The organism is Herbaspirillum sp. ST 5-3 (assembly GCF_004804275.1).
Taxonomy (GTDB): domain Bacteria; phylum Pseudomonadota; class Gammaproteobacteria; order Burkholderiales; family Burkholderiaceae_D; genus Noviherbaspirillum.
Genome location: NZ_STGI01000011.1, coordinates 157711 through 172574, shown reverse-complemented (window position 1 = coordinate 172574; position 14864 = coordinate 157711). Strand labels below are relative to the sequence as shown.

Sequence of the window (14864 nt, the reverse complement as noted above, 5' to 3'; positions counted from 1 at the left end):
CTACGGCCCTTTCTTCGATGTGCGGCGTCCGGCGTACATCGCCAGCAGCACCGCGAAGGAAAATACCAGCATCACGCCGGCCAGGCGATGCGCCTGGGCCAGTTCCATGGCTTCCACATGGTCGTAGATCTGGACCGACGCGACCCGGGTGACACCCGGCAGATTGCCGCCAATCATCAGCACGACGCCGAATTCGCCCACGGTGTGGGCAAAGGTCAATACCGAGGCGGTAAAAAATCCCGGCAGCGCCAGCGGCACCGCGACCGAAAAAAACGCATCAAGTGGCGATGCGCGCAGCATGGCCGCCGCTTCCAGCGGGCGGTCGCCGACCGCTTCGAAGGCGGTTTGCAGCGGCTGGATCATGAACGGCAGCGAATAGAAGACCGAGGCCAGGACCAGTCCCCAAAAGGTGAACGGCAACGGGCCGATGCCGAGCATTTGGGTCAGGCGCCCCACCGGCCCGTCCGGGCCCATTGCTAGCAACAGGTAAAAACCCAGCACGGACGGCGGCAGCACCAACGGCAGCGCCACGACCGCGCCGATCGGCCCCTTCCACCCACTCCTGGTGCGCGCCAGCCACCAGGCGATCGGCGTGCCGACCACGAGCAGGATCGCGGTGACGATCGCCGCCAGGCGCACGGTCAGCCAGATCGCTTGCAGATCGCCGTCGCTCAGTAACATAGGTTTTCCTGTTCAGTGCGCGTGTCGGAAGGTTTTCACGGCTGAGACGAACAGTAGCACGCCAAGCAGCGCCATCAGCAGCGCCGGTTGCACCCATCCCACCAGCAGCCCGCCCACGGCGGCACCGGCGATCGATCCGGCTGCCAGCCAGTGCAGCAGCGGCCGTTCGTGTCGCAGCACGGCGAATGCTTCGGCGCGGCCGTAGCGCGCGAAGCCGACAATCATGGTCGGCAGGCTCACCATCAGCGACAGGCTGCCCGCCAGCTTGATGTCCACACCGTACAGCAGAACGATGGTCGGAATCAGCAGCTCGCCGCCGGCCACGCCCAGCAGCGCGGCGACCACGCCAATGCCCAACCCCGCGATCACGCCGGCACCGACGCGCAGCAGCCCGGGTTCGAACAGCGGCGAACCGGCAGCGCCCCGTCCAGCCCACGCCTCCGCCAGCATGATGAGGGACAGCGCAAGCAGTAGCGTCATAACGATCCGGTTAAGCCAATGACGCGGCAACGTGATCGCGTGCCCGGCTGCCCACCACGCGCCGATCAGGCTGCCGGCGAGCAGGTTCAGTACGACGTCGATGTGGGATACGAGCGCCGTCGGCGCAATGGTGCCGGCGCGGAACAGCAGCCCCGCCGCCACGACCACCAAGCTGATGGCCTTATTGAGAATGACGGCTTCGAGCGTCTGCAGGCGGAAGACGCCCACCAGCAGCGGCAAGCGGAATTCCGCGCCGCCCAGGCCGATCAAGCCGCCCAGGGTGCCGATCAGGCCCCCGGCCACAAAGCCCTGCGCATTTCGGCCGCGCACTGCCGTGCTGTGCATTACTTGCCGCCGGCTTCGCCGGGCAGGACGAAGCCGTATTTAACCATGATGGCGCGCGCGGCCTTGCTATTCATGTAATCGGCAAAGCGCCGGGCCAAGGCATTCCCCTCGGCGCGCTTGGTGATGACGAACCCCTGTTCGAGCGGCTGATGCAGGTTGTCCGGGATCAGCCAGTAGCCGCCCTTGCCGGCGAGTTCGGGGCTCAGCACCAACGCCAGCGCGATGATCCCGACTTGCGCATTGCCGGTCTGGACGAATTGCGCGGTGTGGGCAATGTTCTCGCCATACACCAGCTTGGGCTCGACCTTGTCCCATACGCCGGTCGCCTGCAGCGCTTCGACCGCGCGCTTGCCGTACGGGGCATGCTTGGGATTGGCGATGGCGATGCGGGTGATTTTGGCGTCGGCAAGGCTGTCCAGGGTCATTTTGGACGCATCCATGCCCGTACTCCAAAGCACAATCCGCCCCAACGCATACGGTTTCACGTCAGAGGCGGCAAATCCGTTCTTGTGCAATTCGCGGGGAAAGGCGATGTCGGCCGAGAAGTAAAGGTCGAAGGGCGCGCCCTGCTGGATCTGGGTGTGGAACTTGCCGGACGACCCGTAAGTGACGTCGACCGTGTCGGCCGGATGGTCCTTGCGGAATGCGGCCACGATGTCGTCCATCGCAAACTTTAGGTCGGCCGCGGCCGCGACGGTGATTTTTTCGGCATGGGCCGATGCCGCGCACAGCAGCGCACAGGCCAGCAGCAGGTGCTTGAGGACTTCCACAGTGGTTCTCCTTGGGTAACGAATTCGCTATATTCTGCCAGATATAGCGTTGGCGGCGCATATTCCGAAAGAACTAGGCGCGATCGGAGGGGGAACTTTTGAGCAGGGGCGACAGTGCTTCCAAATCGGCGCTAATCGCCGCCTTGGCCTTGTCCTGCATCCGACGGTAGCGGGTCAGGACGTCCTGGCCGGCGGCCGTCACCTGGGCGCCGCCGCCGCGCTTGCCGCCCGCCAGGGTCACGACCAGCGGTTCGGTAAAGCAGCGGTTCATCGTATCGACCAGCAGCCAGGCGCGGCGGTACGACATCTCCAGGCTGCGCGCGGCCGCGCTGATGGAACCGGTGTGCGCGATCGCCGCAAGCAGCTCGGCCTTGCCCGGACCCAGCGCGATTTCGCCGTTGCACCAGAGGCGCAGCTTCAGGTCTACGCGGGGGCTCATGCGCCGGCCTCGCCGGGCACAGGCTGTGCGCGGCCGTCCATATACGCGCGCAATTCGGCCAGGATGCCTTGCTGTGTCTCGAATTTTGCCTGCGCTTGCGCCGCGGCTAGTTCGAGGTCGCGCCCCTGCGCCGACAGGCGTTCGATCGTTTTCGACGCGGCGGCCAATTGCGCCTGCAGCGCCTGGGCCTGCGCGTGGCTATCGGCAAGCTGCGCCGCCAGTGCGCTATTACGCTGCTCGGTTGCTTGCAGCGCTTCGAGCCTTTGCGCCTGGCGCCGGCCGTTTTCCTGCGTTTCGTGCAAGGCCTGGCGTGCATGGGTCAATTCGGCGATGAGGCGCGCACCGTCCTGGTTCAGGCGCGTTGTTTCCTCCTGCTTCACGACGATGGTTTGCTGCGCCTGACGCAGCTCGGCCTGCAGCTGCTGGATCTGCTGCTCATGCCGGCGCTGATCGGCGTCGCGCTGCTCCTTGACCGATTGCCGGTAATGCTCGAGCGCCTCGCGCGCGTGCCGGTGCTTGTCTTCCAGGGATTGGCAATGCGCCTCGTTTTCTGCCACTCGCTCCTTGAGGTCGGCGACGTGCTGTTCGGCCGTATGGCGCGCGATGGTTTCCTGCTGCAGCGATTCGCGCGTGCGGCCGTGCGCGTCCCGCTCTTGCTGCCAATCTGATTGGAGGTGCTGCAGTTGCGCGCGCAACTGTTCGGTTTCCTTGCGCGCCGCAGTCAACGTGTCGGCCTGCTGACGCTCTTGCTCGGCGTGCCCGGCGCGCAGCGCATCGATCTGGGCGTTGGCGTCGTCGTGCAACTGGGCGGCCAGTCGCGCCACCAGGTCCTGCAGGGCGTCGCTGATGGAGGCACGGTGGCCGCCGGCGCCACCGTCTTCTTCGTCCAGTTCCTTCAGGTACTTGTGGATGGTGGTCTTGGAGCCGGTATTGCCGAGCGCGATGCGCACGGCGTCGACCGACGGGTGCTTGCCCTGTGCCAGCAAGGCGTCGCGTGCCTTCTTGACGTCCGATTTATAGAGTCCGCTGCGCGCCATGGCGCCTCCGCAAATAAAGTAATGTATTACATACCACGTAATTACATACTATAAATCTGTGCAAGGCAAGTGAATTTTCTGTAAAAGTCATGCTTAATAAAGTAATCTTATTGCGTATGAAGGTAAAAAAGCCGCTAAAATCGATGGTATTTCATGTACTGCCTCCTGTTTAGCCGCTAAACACGCCATGAACAAAATCGATCGCTATGTGCAAGCTGGTACGCGCCATAACACGCGCCTCGGCTATCAATCAGCGCTGCGGCACTACGAGATCGAGTGGGGCGGCTTCCTGCCGGCCACCGCCGACAACATCGCCCGCTACCTGGCCGACCATGCGGAAACGCTGGCGATCAACACCTTGCGGCAGCGCCTGGCCGCCATCGCGCAGTGGCACATCGACCAAGGCTTTCCCGATCCGACCAAGGCGCCGCTGGTGCGCAAGGTGATGCGCGGCATCCAGGCCGAGCACCCGGCGCAGGAAAAGCGCGCCAAGCCGTTCCAGCTGGACCAGCTGGGCCAGGTCGACACGTGGCTCGACGGCGCGATCGCGGCCGCACAGGCCACAAAAAATCGGCCAGCGGAGCTGCGGCATACGCGCGATCGCGCGCTGCTGCTGTTGGGATTCTGGCGTGGCTTTCGCGGCGATGAACTCGCCCGCCTGCAGGCTGAGTATGTCCAGGTCGTACCAGGTGAGGGGATGACATGCTTCCTCCCCCGTACCAAGGGCGACCGACAGGGGCACGGCGCCACCTTCAAGGCGCCGGCGCTATCCCGATTCTGTCCCTTGACGGCCTACGCGGCGTGGGTGAGTTTGGCCAGGCTGGAGTCGGGGCCGGTGTTCCGCTCGATCGACCGTTGGGGACATATCGCTGACGAAGGGCTCAAGCCGGCCAGCCTGGTGCCGCTGCTGCGGACCATCTTTATCAACGCCGGCGTAGCCGATCCGGAACTCTACAGCGCGCATTCCTTGCGACGCGGCTTTGCCAGCTGGGCAACTAGCAACGGCTGGGACATCAAGACGCTGATGGAATACGTCGGTTGGAAGAGTGTGCAAAGCGCGCTACGCTATGTCGAGGGCGCAGATCCCTTTGCCCGGCACCGGATTGAGGCGATGTTGCCGGCGCCCGAAGGCCCAACGTCGGCCGCCGTGCTGAAGAACAATGATGGCGGCGCGCGCGAGTAGGAAAATCTGAGTCAGGGTTCCCGTTTAAAGCAGGGGCTCGGAGCAGTTTTTGACGAATTTTGCACGAATCCCGGCCGGCCGGAAGCCGGTCTCGAGGCCGAAAATCCTTAGCGTACAATTTTTCCCGTTTCCTCAATTTCCCCCATAGACGATGACGTGACCGCACCGCATCCTCCTGTCACGCTGCGCGCTCCCGTTCGGTACGTGCGGCGAATATCTTCTTGTACAAATCCTCGCCATGGCTGGTATCGAGCGGCTCGCCTTCAACGAGCCTGAATGTCCGCGTTCCATCGGCCAGCCGTTCCGCACGCAAAAAGAGGACATCGTCCCGCTTCCTGTCGAAGAAGCTGTGCGCGAACTCATAGAAGTGCGTAACGAAGAAAACCTGGATGCGCTTGTCCAGCAAGGCGCACACTACTTGCCTGGCGATCTCCGCCCCCTCGCGCTCGTTGGTTGCGGCGAACGACTCGTTGAAGACGAGCAGCGCATCCGGCGCGACACGGTCGGCGATGCCGCTCATCCTGGCGAGTTCCTCGTCGAACTTGCCGCTTTTCATGGTGGCGTCTTCTTCCCGCTTGTAATGGGTGAACAGGCCGCTGCACAAGCCCGCCTCGAAGCGCTCCGCTGCGACGAACAGCCCGCATTGCATCATCAACTGCGCCACGCCGATGCTGCGTAGGAAGCTCGATTTGCCGCCCTGGTTGGCGCCGGTGATGATCACCAGGCTCTTGCCGCCGGCATCGACGGTATTGCCGACGACGGTTCGCCCCATTTGCAAGGCCAGGCAGGCGTCGTACAGTCCGTGAAACCGGTGCCCGCGTTGGTCCATGGGTAGCGGCTGGGGCAGGCATACCGGTTCGCCCATGGCCGTGAGCTGCTCGTGCAGGTTCACACAAGCGACATAGAAAGCCGATTCCGTGCGCAGCATCTGGAAGAACCCCAAGATGTGCTCGACGGACTGGGCCAACGCATTCGCCACCGAGTTGATGCCGCGCCCTTCGATTTCCGACAGCGCCCGCGCGCCGGCTTCGTCGCGCTCGGCGAGCCGGAAGGTATAGGCGGAGCGCCTGACGAACAAGCGCGACCACCAGGGTCGCTTGCGGGTGGATTTACGCACCAGGTAATGCGTGCCCCGATTGCCGCTGTCGAGTTCGGCGCTCAACAGCACGCCTTTCCTGAATTTCAACTCCTTCAATTGTTCCTGCACGCGGGCCAGATAGTCGTCGTTCAACTCGGCGTCGAGCATCGCAAACAGATTGATGAAGCCCTGCGAAGCAAAGCCGCCGGCCTCGGAGCGCACGGTCTCCCGCACGGCCCTGAGCATGTCGACGAACATCCGCATCACGTCGATCGCGTCGCGCAGCGTCGATGACGGGTAAGTGGTGAAAAATCCAAAATAATGTTTGCCCTTCTTCTCGATGGCCTCCCCGGCAAGTGCATAAACCTGCCTGATCAGCGCCGGGTACTTCAGGCAGTCCCGCAACACGGCCTGCCGGTATCGGATCGTGTCGAGGTCGTTGCGCAAGCCCGCGAAGAGTGCCTTGCGCGCAACGTCGGCAAGGAACTCGTCGTCACCGGCCATCGCACGCCACAGCGTGCCGAGTTCCAAGTCCTGCGCAAGCGTCTGCAGATCGCACGCCGCGTCTTGCGGTGGATCGAAATCCCGGTCGCGATGCATCAAGAGCACTTTCATGTGGCGATCCGTTTCTGCAACCAGTCGTAGGTCACGCGGTACTTCTGAGCGATCGCCAGCGCATAGGCCAGCCCATCGGCCGGCCTACGCTCGATCCGGTAGGTTCGAACCGCGGGATTGTCCGGCTCGACGGTGCTGACCATGCTGACCGTTTTTCGGTTGAACGATGCCAGTTCGTCAAGAAAGGTGACGCAGACGCACAGCGTATCCAGTTCGGACAGTCTGGCGATGACTTTTTTTCCCAGACAGACCGCATCCTTGAGCGTGGTCGACGAGAATATCTCGTTGATGACGATGATGCTGCGGGGTGTCGCCTGTTCGAGAACGCCGTGGATGCGAACCAGATCGTCTTCGAGCTTGCCGTGCAGGTTCCGGATGTCCTCTTCCCGCTCGAAATGCGAGAACAGGCGATCGAACAGGAACAGCCGCGCGCGCGAACCCGGAATCGGGCATCCCAGGCTGGCCAGGTAGTGCAACTGGCCGAACATGCGCGCGAACGTCGTCTTGCCGCCCTGGTTCGGACCGGAGACGACGAAAATGCGCTCCGGCTCGCGCAGATCGAAGTCGTTGCACACGACCGCCGACTTGCGCGCCACCAGCTTGTGAGCCAATGCCAGGTCGAAGACGTCGCGCCCGGTGATCTCCTTGCTGGTGTCGGACATTTGGGGATAGCAGAGGTGCAAGCCCGCCTGCCGGACGACCGCGACGTACTCCAGCCAGCCCATATAGAACTGAATTTCCCGCTCGAAATCGGCGATCTTCCGGTCGAGATATCCCGCATGCTCAACGCAATAGCGGTCGAGGGCGGCAAACGCATCCGGGTTCAGCAGCGCCACGCGGTCCAGCACCTGCGCCTCGATGTGATTCATGCCGATCCGGTCGTCGAACTTCGCCCGGTAGTCTTTCACCGTGTCGCGCCGGAACTTGTGGAACGTGCGTTCGACCTCCGCCGTGTAATCGATCTCGTCACCCAAGGGGCGCACCGTGACCGTGTCCCCTTCGATGACTAGGCAGTAACAGATGGCGGACAGAGCAGACGTCAGCGTTCGCGTTTCCCCCGCCAGCGTGGCGAAGGGGGCGGATTGCACAGAGCCGAGCAGGTAATCGCGGAAGGCGGCCATGCCGCGTGATTGAAGCTTGAGCAGCCGCAGGTCCCGTGCCAGACCTTCTACGGCATCGCAATAGCGCGCTACAGCGCGAAGAAACCAGCGTTCGCTTTCGTACTTGTAGTGGAATTTCTTTTGCTGTTCGAGATGTTCGCGCATCGCGCGCATGCCTTGGGAAAACGACCGGATCATCTGCATCGCGTGCTCGTCTTCGAGATCACGCATGACTTCCTGCCGGTAGGTGATCGCATCGCGCTCGTGCAGACCAGTGTGGAAAAAAGGCGCGAGGTCGTAGTCCTGCCTGCCGGCGGTGGCGGCTTCCACGATCTGGTCGAGATTCAAGTCGTGGAAGAACTCGGGCGTCTCCTTGGAGAGGGCGGTGCCGGGTTTCGGAAACAGGATGCTGTGGAAGCGCATGTCGCGGGGGCCCTCTGCATTGGAGACGCGTCAGTGCGTGACTGCCTGGTCGGAAATAACATGCAGCAACGCCTCCCAGCCACTGCACCAACCGACCGCGCCGACCAGCGCGCCGCGGTCTTCGAGCGTATCGGTGCCGTTGAACTCCCAGCGGAATGACTGCTCGTAATTCAGCAGATGGCGCGTGATGTTTTCCACCAGGGCGCGCTGCCGCGCCAGATCGCGCAGCGTTCCTTCGGCAAGTTCCTCCACGAGGTGCGGCCGGCAGCGCGGCGCGGCTGCGGTGCCGCTGCAGCGTCCGCAGAGTGCCGGCATCCAGAACGGCTGGGTTTCACGCAAGAATCCGAGGATATTGTCGGTATTGCGCCCGATGACCAGGTGCTCCGGACTGGCAAATCCGGCCGAGGCCGGCCCCAGACCCTGATTGCATATGTGGCAGGGGCCGGACTCGCGCAGACGATGCTGCAGACGCGTCTCGTGCAGCGGACCCGACAAGGCGAAGGCGTCGCGTGCGCGCGTCATCAGATCCGCATACAGCACGGCTGGCCCGTGCAAGTAGTGGTGGCAGAAGGCGGCATTGACGGCAAGAAAAGCGAAACTGTGACGGGGACACAGCCCCCAGCCGCGATGCAGATGCGCGCGCACTTCCGAATCCATGATGCCGCCTTGGATGAACCACCAGAGAAAGCCCACTTCGCCATCGGATAGCGGCTCGCCGCGCGGTGGGATGGCACGGTCCGGCGAGGCGGAACGGCTTGCGGAAAATTCCATCATGCATGCCCTCGTTGTTTGCCTTTCTTGCAGCCCGCGCGCGGATGCGAACGGCAAGGTCACGATCGTAGCGTTGCGATCAATCGCTGATGGTGCTGCAGCATCCCGAGCGCGGCATGGATATTGTTGGTCACCACATCCGCCGCAGCCAGTGTTTGAAACGCGGCACCCTCAGCGCCGATCACCGCGATGGCGACCATCGCCAGCTGCATCATCTGCGTATCGTTGCGGCCGTTGCCGATGGCAACCGTCACATCGGCCCCAAGCCGCTGCACGATGTCGCGCTTGGCCTGCGCCTGTCCTTCCGGTGGCAGCAGCACGATCTGGCAAGGGCTGCCGCGCAATTCATCGTCCGCGGTGCCGTAGGTGTTGCCGGTGACCACATGAACCGTGAGCAGTGTCGCCAGTTCGGTCAATTGCGGCTTCACGCCTTCACACAACGTGCCGTCATAGGCGAGCGTGCCGTTGAAGTCGACCACCAGGTGCGACAGGCTGAGATGCCGATAGCCGGGGATATCGATGTCGATCATTGCCATTCCTCTTCAGTGATAGCATCACTGGTTCGACCATTCTTCTGCGTCGCGCGGTAAAACATTGTTGATGGCGGCCAGCGCCGCCTGCTTGACTGCGCTCGCGGGATGACGCACGAACAGGTAGTGCAACGCCATCATGCGTGGCTTGCCGTCGTCGAGGATCTTGAGCGCATCGATGATCTGCAAACCCTCGACCACATCGACCGGATTGCGCAATGCGCAGGCAACCAGTGCATCGGCGGCCGGCTTGTCGTGCCGCAGGCCGAGGGCAATGATCGCGCGCATGCGCACCTCCGCCAGAGGATGATGCAAGGCGTTCACCAGCTTTTCCCGGTAGTCGCCCACATCTGTGTCCTCCGCCGCGCGGTTGCATACCGGACAGATGATCGTCTGCGCCGGCAGCAACGCGAAACAATGCATGCAAAACACTTCGTTCATGCCCGTCGACTTCCTTGTCACAGCAGGCCCTCGCGCCGCTCACCGCACCACCATCACCGCGCAGTGCGCATAGGCGATGACGACGCGCGCCACGGAACCGAGCAGCCAGCGTTCGAACAAGCCCTTGCCGCGATGGCCGACCACGATCAGGTCGATCGCTTTCTGTTCGGCTTCCTTCACGATCTGTTCCGCCGGATGGCCGACCACGACGTTGAATTCGGGCGTGACGCCGCCGCGGGCGGCGCGCGCGCGCAATTGCGCGAATTGATCCTGGAAATGTTCCTGCGTCTTTTCCAGCAGCGCTTCCGTTTCGACGTCTTCCGCAAAGTCGGGCGGACGGGCGATCGCCAGCACCTCTAGGGACGCCTGGTACTTGGCCGCCAGATCGACGGCATAATCGAACGCCTTGTCCGCCGGTTCGGAACCGTCGTAGGCAATCAGGATACGGTTGAACATGGCATCCCTCCTTTTCTGCTATCGGACGACCAGTACCGTGCACTTCGCATGCGCGATGACCGCTTTTGCCACCGATCCCAGCAACCAGCGCTCGAACAGCGCATTGCCCCGATGGCCGAGCAGGACCAGGTCGATCGCCTTCTCGTCGGCCGTGCGGACGATCTGCTCGGCCGGGTCGCCAATCAACACCTGGAATTCGGGAACGACACCGGATTGCGCCGCGCGTTCCCGCAGCAGCATGAACCGTTGCTGATAACGTTCTTGCGCATGTCTTGCCACCGCGTCCATTTCCGCGTCCGGGGTGAATTCCGTCGGCGCCATCTGCGCCAGCATCAGTTCAAACTCGCCGGCAAAACGCTCCAGCGGGCGCCCCAGCGACAGCACCTGCAGGCTCGCCTGATACTTCGCCGCCAGGCTCAGCGCCGTGTGAAACGCCTTTTCCGCCGGCTGCGAGCCATCGTAGGCAATCAGGATGCGCTTGAACATCGCCTGTCTCCTTTCCTATTTCGACTCGGAGAGTTGCGCGGCCCCGGCCGCGGAGGCCGGTGCTTCTGCCGGCGTCGCGTCAAGCGGACGCAACAGATGGTGCGGCAGGAAAAACGCGTTGGCGATCAGGGTCGGGATCACCGCGCTGCCGATAACGGTCGCCACCAGATACGAGTATTGCGTCTGGTCGATCACGCCGTGCGACAGGCCGAACAGCGCCGAGATGCTGCCGAAGGTCAGTCCGGTCGACATCAGAAGAGTCGTGTACATCGCCTCTTTCCTCGGCGTCTTGTAGAGTTGCGTCACCGGATAGACGCCGACGAACTTGGTCGCCATCTTGGCCAGGAACAGCACGAAGAAGGCGGCCGGTGCGGCGACCAGCGCCGGCACCGAAACGAACGACCCGGCGCGGATGAAATAGAACGGCGTCAGCAGGCCGAAGGTCAGCGTGCGCAGGCGTCGGATCAGCGCATGGTCCTTGCCGACGGTGCCCGCCAGCACCATGCCGATCACGTAGGCAGGCAAGACCGCTTCGCTGTCGGCCCAGCTCGCCAGCGCGCCCAGCGCAAACAGGATCAGCAACAGGTATTTCGCCTCCAGTTCGGACGGCCGGTCGCCATAGCGCCGGAAAAAGCGCAGCGTCAGCCAGGGCAGGATCGCAAACACGAGAATGCTGACACCAAAGAACACCAGCGTCTTCATCGTGAACGGCGAAAAGATGAAACCGAGTGCCAGCACGGTACCGAGGTCGTTGATGAAGCACGCGGCCAGCACGGTCTTGCCGTAATCGGTCTTGTTGAGCCCGAATTCGAGCATTACTGCGTACACCACCGCCACCGAGGTGGTGGACAGGGCGACGCCGGCCAGCCAACTGGCGGGAGAGTTCCAGCCGAGCAGATAATAGGCCACTGCGGCGCATCCCAAAAATGGCGCGAAAAAGCCGATCAGGCCGATCGCGGACGCCTCCTTCCATTTGCTGCGAAATACCGCCGGATCGAGCTCGGCGCCTGCCAGGAAGGTCAGTACGATGGCACCGGTGCCGGACAGAAACCTGATCCAGGATTCATCGGTTCCCAGCACAGCGCCGCCGATCAGCGCACCGATGAACAGTTGCGCGACGGTCCCCACCACGATCTCGGACAGCGCCGTGGCGATGCGCAGCCAGATCGACAACAGCGTGGCGATGAGCGCCAAGCCAAGCCATAGAGCGGCAAGCATCCATACGTTGGTCATGGGGTTCTCCTCTCGCGCCGGTTATTGTTCGTTGTCTGCCTCAGTAGGATTGTCGCGCCGGGATTACGCCGCGCACGCCGCCGCGCGGATTTTCTACATCGCCGTGGTAGCGCGGAATCAAATGAACGTGCGCATGCGGAATGGTCTGGCCCGCGGCTTCGCCGATGTTGATGCCGATGTTGTAGCCGGCGGGCGCATGGCGGTCATCCAGCAAGGCTTTCGCCTCCTTGAGCAATTGCAGCAAGGCAGCGCGCTCGTCGTCGGTGGTATCGAAAAAGCTGGCGACATGGCGGTTTGGAACGAGTAGCGCGTGCGCGGGCGTGACCGGGTGCAGGTCCCAGCGTGCATGGACATGCTGGTTGAGCAGAAATACGGCGTCACTGATGGCGCAAAACGGACAAGGCGGGGTCGTCGATTCCACAGCATGACTCCTCATGGACCTACTGCTTACTAGCGATAACAGGCCACGCGGGACACTCTGGGAGAACGGGGGAAAGGAGCCGAACGCCCACAGCGCCCGTGTCGGGCGGTCTGCAGGCATCATCAGCCATCAAGGCGGTTCGAGGAGAATGCCATCTCCTTGAACATCATCATATGCGCCGGGATAAGGAGATTCAAGCCACCAAGCTTCTGCAACCTGCTTGCCACGTAAAAAGAATCAGGTCGTGACGGTGCGGTCCTGTCCGGTCAAGCCGTCTCCATTCTATGCCCCTACCTCGCCGATGGTGCCAAACTCCACCGGCAACTTGACGAAGAACAGGTGCACCTTTTCTTCGTTCAGTAGCGCAAACAAGCGGTCTGCTTCTTCTTCGGTCACCACCATGGTCACTTCCACCGGCTGATCCGCCAATTCGAAGAAGTGCGCGGAATGGATGCGGCGGTGATGCCCATATCCCATGGCCCCCATGAACACGGTCGCGCCGCGAATGCCATGCGAGCGGGCTGCCTCAAGCAGCCATTCCCATAATCCCTGATGGTGGTGACGCTTGTTCTGTTCCATAAAGAACTCGAGTTGAAAGCCTTTCATGGCAGCTCCTTCAAGGAGGACAGCCTCCGTCAGAAGTATAGGAAATTTGCCCGCGACAGAACGTTCCAAACCGAAACACATTAGTTCTCCATGTTACGCCGGTTATTCGCTATTTAAGGAACAAATCTGCATGAAGACGCTCAACCTTTAGTAAATGTGAGCAGTGGGAGATGGCATTCCTTCCCTGAGCGCCGGCTAGCCCGGCTGATGATGCCTACAAGTTCCTGGACCGGGAAATGGTAGGCATGCATGTATTGTTTCCCCCTATCCAGGTTTCGCACGCTCTGCAACCCTGGCTTCATGAAAATCCCTTCCCCCGTTGAACGTTGTGCGTACCGCGCATTGCCCGGCCTGCGCGATCGGTGCCGGTCGTCCGCCCTGTCGGTTCTTCCTGCATCGTGACATGTAGCCGACGTAAAGCCCCTTTTGATCGGAGCAGCACATGGAAACCCGCATTGAATCGGTCCACGCACGCGAAATACTCGACTCGCGCGGCAATCCTACAGTGGAAGTCGATGTCGTTCTCGCCAACGGCGCCAAAGGCTGTGCCGCCGTACCGTCGGGTGCCTCCACCGGCGTGCATGAGGCGGTGGAATTGCGCGACGCCGATCTATCGCGTTATGGCGGCAAGGGCGTTCGTCGCGCCGTCGACAACATCAACGGTGCCATCGCCGACGCCATTCATGGCATGGACGCGCTGGACCGTGGGCGGGTGGACTGCACGATGTTGGCGCTGGACGGCACCTCTCGCAAGGAAAGGCTCGGTGCCAATGCCATTCTCGGCGTAAGCCTCGCGGTCGCGCGCGCCGCCGCCCATGCCTGCGACCTTCCATTATTTCGTTACCTCGGCGGCCCCAGCGCCTGCCGAATGCCGGTGCCGATGTTCAACATCCTCAATGGCGGCGTTCATGCCAATTGGCAAGGGACCGATTTGCAGGAATTCATGATTGCGCCGGTCGGTGCTCCCACCTTCGCCGAGGCGTTGCGCTGGGGCGCGGAGATTTACCACCGGCTCAAGATTGTCCTCAAGGATGCCGGTCATTCGACCGCCGTCGGCGACGAGGGTGGCTTTGCGCCCGCGTTGAAGCGCAATGCCGACGCGATCGAACTCATCCTGCTGGCCATCGGGCAAGCCGGCTACCGGCCCGGTGAAGACGTGCTGCTGGCATTGGACCCGGCTGCCAGCGCTTTCTACGAAAACGGTCTCTATCATCTGCGCACCGAAGGGCGGCAGGTCAGCGCCGAAGAAATGGTGTCCATCTACGCCGACTGGGTGGCGCAATACCCGATCGCGGTATTGGAAGACGGGCTGGCCGAGGACGACTGGGCCGGTTGGAAACGGCTCAACCAGGCGCTCGGCGACCGCATCGAACTGGTGGGCGACGACTTGTTCGTCACCAACGTGGACCGCATCGTTTTCGGCATCGAAGAAAACGTTGCCAACGCCGTGCTCATCAAGCCGAACCAGATCGGCAGCCTGACCGAAACCAACGCAGCGGTGCAGCTTGCCTACGACGCGCAGTGGGGCGCGATGGTCTCGCACCGTAGCGGCGAAACGGTGGACAGCTTCATCGCCGACCTCACCGTCGCATTGGGTACCGGGCATCTGAAGACCGGCGCGCCGTGCCGCGGCGAACGGGTGGAGAAATACAACCAGTTGCTGCGCATCGAGGAAAGCCTGGGTGGATCGGCGGTTTTTGCCGGTACCACGGCGTTCGTCAGGCGTTGGTCGGGTGAACGCGGTATTGCAGCGTCGTGATGAGGGCACC

17 protein-coding genes and 2 riboswitches are annotated in these 14864 nt (G+C 62.5%); of the genes, 2 read left to right on the top strand and 15 right to left on the bottom strand.

Features of this window, described 5'->3' with window-relative positions; all coding sequences use genetic code 11:
• The 5 genes from modB to E6W33_RS19955 form a co-directional block, all read right to left on the bottom strand.
• Entirely contained in the window at positions 1 to 681 is a 681-nt protein-coding gene (modB, locus tag E6W33_RS19975; protein WP_136419084.1) for a molybdate ABC transporter permease subunit, read from the bottom strand.
• 12 nt (positions 682 to 693) lie between these two features.
• On the bottom strand, positions 694 to 1506 hold the full coding sequence (locus tag E6W33_RS19970; RefSeq protein ID WP_136419083.1) for a sulfite exporter TauE/SafE family protein: 813 nt from the start codon (positions 1504 to 1506) through the stop codon (positions 694 to 696).
• The gene (gene modA / locus E6W33_RS19965; protein ID WP_136419082.1) at positions 1506 to 2276 is read right to left on the bottom strand and encodes a molybdate ABC transporter substrate-binding protein; all 771 of its coding nucleotides are present in this window, start codon (positions 2274 to 2276) and stop codon (positions 1506 to 1508) included. The genes E6W33_RS19970 and modA overlap by 1 nt, the downstream gene beginning before the upstream one ends.
• 73 nt (positions 2277 to 2349) lie before the next feature.
• Entirely contained in the window at positions 2350 to 2715 is a 366-nt protein-coding gene (locus E6W33_RS19960; protein ID WP_136419081.1) for a winged helix-turn-helix domain-containing protein, read from the bottom strand.
• Positions 2712 to 3752, bottom strand: coding sequence for a DNA-binding protein (locus E6W33_RS19955; protein ID WP_136419080.1), 1041 nt, complete (start codon positions 3750 to 3752; stop codon positions 2712 to 2714). Before E6W33_RS19955 ends, E6W33_RS19960 begins: the two co-directional genes overlap by 4 nt.
• A 187-nt stretch (positions 3753 to 3939) precedes the next feature.
• On the opposite strand from E6W33_RS19955, the gene E6W33_RS19950 reads away from it, so the two are divergent.
• Positions 3940 to 4935, top strand: coding sequence for a site-specific integrase (locus tag E6W33_RS19950; RefSeq protein ID WP_136419079.1), 996 nt, complete (start codon positions 3940 to 3942; stop codon positions 4933 to 4935).
• Positions 4936 to 5113: 178 nt separating this feature from the next.
• On the opposite strand, the gene E6W33_RS19945 is transcribed toward E6W33_RS19950, so the two are convergent.
• The 10 genes from E6W33_RS19945 to E6W33_RS19900 form a co-directional block, all read right to left on the bottom strand.
• A complete protein-coding gene (locus E6W33_RS19945; RefSeq protein WP_136419078.1) occupies positions 5114 to 6628 on the bottom strand; it encodes a DNA mismatch repair protein MutS in 1515 nt (504 codons plus the stop codon).
• Positions 6625 to 8151, bottom strand: coding sequence for a DNA mismatch repair protein MutS (locus tag E6W33_RS19940; RefSeq protein WP_136419077.1), 1527 nt, complete (start codon positions 8149 to 8151; stop codon positions 6625 to 6627). Before E6W33_RS19940 ends, E6W33_RS19945 begins: the two co-directional genes overlap by 4 nt.
• A gap of 30 nt (positions 8152 to 8181) precedes the next feature.
• Positions 8182 to 8925, bottom strand: coding sequence for a hypothetical protein (locus tag E6W33_RS19935; protein WP_136419076.1), 744 nt, complete (start codon positions 8923 to 8925; stop codon positions 8182 to 8184).
• Positions 8926 to 8981: 56 nt separating this feature from the next.
• Positions 8982 to 9452 (bottom strand): HAD family hydrolase, encoded by a 471-nt coding sequence (locus E6W33_RS19930; protein ID WP_136419075.1) that lies wholly within the window; start codon positions 9450 to 9452, stop codon positions 8982 to 8984.
• Positions 9453 to 9476: 24 nt separating this feature from the next.
• Positions 9477 to 9893: a HEAT repeat domain-containing protein gene (locus E6W33_RS19925; RefSeq protein ID WP_136419074.1), complete on the bottom strand. Its 417-nt coding sequence runs from the start codon at positions 9891 to 9893 to the stop codon at positions 9477 to 9479.
• A 39-nt stretch (positions 9894 to 9932) separates the two neighbouring features.
• Positions 9933 to 10349 carry a universal stress protein gene (locus E6W33_RS19920; protein WP_136419073.1) on the bottom strand — a complete coding sequence of 139 codons (417 nt, stop codon included), beginning with the start codon at positions 10347 to 10349 and terminating at the stop codon, positions 9933 to 9935.
• A gap of 18 nt (positions 10350 to 10367) precedes the next feature.
• Positions 10368 to 10835: a universal stress protein gene (locus tag E6W33_RS19915; RefSeq protein ID WP_136419072.1), complete on the bottom strand. Its 468-nt coding sequence runs from the start codon at positions 10833 to 10835 to the stop codon at positions 10368 to 10370.
• A gap of 15 nt (positions 10836 to 10850) precedes the next feature.
• Positions 10851 to 12068 (bottom strand): cation:proton antiporter, encoded by a 1218-nt coding sequence (locus E6W33_RS19910; RefSeq protein WP_136419071.1) that lies wholly within the window; start codon positions 12066 to 12068, stop codon positions 10851 to 10853.
• 40 nt (positions 12069 to 12108) lie between these two features.
• Positions 12109 to 12489 (bottom strand): HIT family protein, encoded by a 381-nt coding sequence (locus E6W33_RS19905; RefSeq protein WP_247869714.1) that lies wholly within the window; start codon positions 12487 to 12489, stop codon positions 12109 to 12111.
• Positions 12490 to 12595: 106 nt separating this feature from the next.
• Positions 12596 to 12657, bottom strand: a riboswitch (Fluoride riboswitch).
• 114 nt (positions 12658 to 12771) lie between these two features.
• The gene (locus E6W33_RS19900) at positions 12772 to 13095 is read right to left on the bottom strand and encodes a DUF190 domain-containing protein (RefSeq protein WP_136419069.1); all 324 of its coding nucleotides are present in this window, start codon (positions 13093 to 13095) and stop codon (positions 12772 to 12774) included.
• 157 nt (positions 13096 to 13252) lie between these two features.
• Positions 13253 to 13319: riboswitch (Fluoride riboswitch) on the top strand.
• 218 nt (positions 13320 to 13537) lie between these two features.
• Between E6W33_RS19900 and eno the strand changes: the two genes are divergently transcribed.
• Positions 13538 to 14854 carry a phosphopyruvate hydratase gene (eno, locus tag E6W33_RS19895; protein WP_136419068.1) on the top strand — a complete coding sequence of 439 codons (1317 nt, stop codon included), beginning with the start codon at positions 13538 to 13540 and terminating at the stop codon, positions 14852 to 14854.
• Positions 14855 to 14864 lie beyond the last annotated feature (10 nt).

Coding starts and splice junctions, on each gene's coding strand:
- E6W33_RS19970 (WP_136419083.1), bottom strand. CDS start 1,506: ATGCACAGCACGGCAGTGCGCGGCCGAAATGCGCAGGGCTTTGTGGCC.
- E6W33_RS19910 (WP_136419071.1), bottom strand. CDS start 12,068: ATGACCAACGTATGGATGCTTGCCGCTCTATGGCTTGGCTTGGCGCTC.
- E6W33_RS19900 (WP_136419069.1), bottom strand. CDS start 13,095: ATGAAAGGCTTTCAACTCGAGTTCTTTATGGAACAGAACAAGCGTCAC.
- E6W33_RS19960 (WP_136419081.1), bottom strand. CDS start 2,715: ATGAGCCCCCGCGTAGACCTGAAGCTGCGCCTCTGGTGCAACGGCGAA.
- E6W33_RS19915 (WP_136419072.1), bottom strand. CDS start 10,835: ATGTTCAAGCGCATCCTGATTGCCTACGATGGCTCGCAGCCGGCGGAA.
- E6W33_RS19940 (WP_136419077.1), bottom strand. CDS start 8,151: ATGCGCTTCCACAGCATCCTGTTTCCGAAACCCGGCACCGCCCTCTCC.
- E6W33_RS19935 (WP_136419076.1), bottom strand. CDS start 8,925: ATGATGGAATTTTCCGCAAGCCGTTCCGCCTCGCCGGACCGTGCCATC.
- E6W33_RS19920 (WP_136419073.1), bottom strand. CDS start 10,349: ATGTTCAACCGTATCCTGATTGCCTACGACGGTTCCGAACCGGCGGAC.
- E6W33_RS19930 (WP_136419075.1), bottom strand. CDS start 9,452: ATGATCGACATCGATATCCCCGGCTATCGGCATCTCAGCCTGTCGCAC.
- E6W33_RS19950 (WP_136419079.1), top strand. CDS start 3,940: ATGAACAAAATCGATCGCTATGTGCAAGCTGGTACGCGCCATAACACG.
- modB (WP_136419084.1), bottom strand. CDS start 681: ATGTTACTGAGCGACGGCGATCTGCAAGCGATCTGGCTGACCGTGCGC.
- eno (WP_136419068.1), top strand. CDS start 13,538: ATGGAAACCCGCATTGAATCGGTCCACGCACGCGAAATACTCGACTCG.
- E6W33_RS19955 (WP_136419080.1), bottom strand. CDS start 3,752: ATGGCGCGCAGCGGACTCTATAAATCGGACGTCAAGAAGGCACGCGAC.
- E6W33_RS19945 (WP_136419078.1), bottom strand. CDS start 6,628: ATGAAAGTGCTCTTGATGCATCGCGACCGGGATTTCGATCCACCGCAA.
- E6W33_RS19925 (WP_136419074.1), bottom strand. CDS start 9,893: ATGAACGAAGTGTTTTGCATGCATTGTTTCGCGTTGCTGCCGGCGCAG.